The sequence below is a fragment of the Pseudomonas edaphica genome (genome assembly GCF_005863185.1).
Lineage (GTDB): Bacteria > Pseudomonadota > Gammaproteobacteria > Pseudomonadales > Pseudomonadaceae > Aquipseudomonas > Aquipseudomonas edaphica.
The window spans coordinates 1-1,604 of record NZ_VBVZ01000936.1; the positions used below are offsets into that span (position 1 = coordinate 1).

Consider the following 1,604-nt stretch of genomic DNA (forward strand, 5'->3'; position numbering starts at 1 on the left):
CACCAGGATGCCGAACGACAGCGTGTCGTGGATCACCGCTTGGCCGATGTCGAGAATGTTCACACCACCCTGGGCCAGAACACCGGTTATGGCTGGCGATGCGTAATGCGATCGGTACACGGCGGTGGCGCAGTGCCCGGAAGATCAGCAGGAAGAAGTTATCGGTTTTTACTGGCGTGGGCCGGTTCACTTGCGCTCGGCTCTTGGTCCGTGAAGTTGACGCGCAGTATAGCGACAGGCCTAGAACCGGCAAAGCGCTCGCTGTGCCCGATGGTCACTGAAAGTGGGTAGAATGCGGTTTTTTTCCAGCCTGGGGGTGCGCTTTGCGCGAAATTGTCCTGATAAACATCACCGGCGAAGACCGCCCGGGTCTCACCGCAGCCATTACCGGTGTTCTGGCCCAGGGTGGTGTGAACATTCTCGACATCGGCCAAGCGGTGATCCACGACACGCTGTCGTTCGGCATCCTGGTGGAAATCCCCAGCACCGAGCAGGCCTCGTCGGTGCTCAAAGACATCCTGTTTACGGCGTATAAGCTTGATCAGCAGGTGCGTTTCACCCCGGTTTCCGAAGCCGATTACCAGCATTGGGTCGAAGGCCAGGGTAAAAAGCGCCACATCGTGACCCTGCTGACCCGCAAAGTAACCGCCGAACAATTGCAGCGGGTCAGCTCGATCACCGCTCAATATGGTTTGAATATCGACCACATCGACCGTCTGTCGGGTCGTATGCCATTGGACACGCCGGCCGACAAAGGCAAGGGCTGCATCGAGTTCTCCGTGCGCGGCGAGCCGGCCGACCCGCAAGCCTTGCGCGCCGAATTCCTCAGCGTGGCCCAGGAACTGAATGTCGACATCGCCTTCCAGGAAGATTCGCTGTTCCGCCGTAACCGCCGCCTGGCGGTGTTCGATATGGATTCCACGCTGATCGAAGCCGAAGTCATCGACGAGCTGGCCAAGGCCGCCGGTGTGGGCGAGCAGGTGTCCGAAATCACCGAGCGCGCCATGGCCGGTGAGCTGGATTTTCGCGCCAGCTTCAAGGAGCGCCTGGCACTGCTCAAGGGCTTGGACGTAAGCGTGCTGGATTCGATCGGTGCTTCGCTGCGCCTGACCGAAGGCGCCGAAACCTTGTTTGCCGAACTCAAGCGCCTGGGCTACAAGACTGCAATTCTCTCGGGCGGTTTCACCTACTTCGCCAAGCAATTGCAGGCCAAGCTGGGCATTGACTATGTATTTGCCAACGAGCTGGAAGTGGTGGATGGCAAAGTGACCGGCGTGGCGGTCGAGCCGATTGTCGACGCACAGCGCAAGGCGGACTTGCTGAAGGAATTGGCCCTCAAGGAAGGTTTGCGTCTGGAGCAGACCATTGCGGTCGGCGACGGCGCCAATGACTTGCCGATGCTGGCGATTGCCGGGTTGGGTGTGGCGTTCCGTGCCAAGCCGCTCGTCAAGCAATCGGCCAAGCAGGCGATTTCGACGCTGGGGCTGGATGGTGTGTTGTATCTGCTGGGCTTTCGCGATCGCGACGGGCAGTTGTAACCCGATCTAACTGCAAGATTGCAGTAACTGTGGGAGCCGGGCTTGCCCGCGATAGCGGCGTATCAG

Annotated in this window: 2 protein-coding genes and 1 pseudogene; 1 reads left to right on the forward strand and 2 read right to left on the reverse strand. The window is 59.7% G+C overall.

Annotated features, from left to right (window positions below):
- Together FEM54_RS34955 and FEM54_RS34875 are read right to left on the reverse strand one after the other, a co-directional pair.
- The coding region (locus tag FEM54_RS34955) for an ACT domain-containing protein (protein WP_138454244.1) at positions 1–120 on the reverse strand (120 nt) is incomplete at its 3' end.
- Positions 86–190, reverse strand: a pseudogene (locus FEM54_RS34875) (hypothetical protein); the annotation flags it as partial. The gene FEM54_RS34955 and the pseudogene FEM54_RS34875, both read right to left, overlap by 35 nt.
- 133 nt (positions 191–323) lie before the next feature.
- Here FEM54_RS34875 and serB point away from each other — a divergent pair.
- Positions 324–1,538 carry a phosphoserine phosphatase SerB gene (gene serB / locus FEM54_RS32235; protein ID WP_138454245.1) on the forward strand — a complete coding sequence of 405 codons (1,215 nt, stop codon included), beginning with the start codon at positions 324–326 and terminating at the stop codon, positions 1,536–1,538.
- The last annotated feature ends 66 nt before the right edge of the window (positions 1,539–1,604 follow it).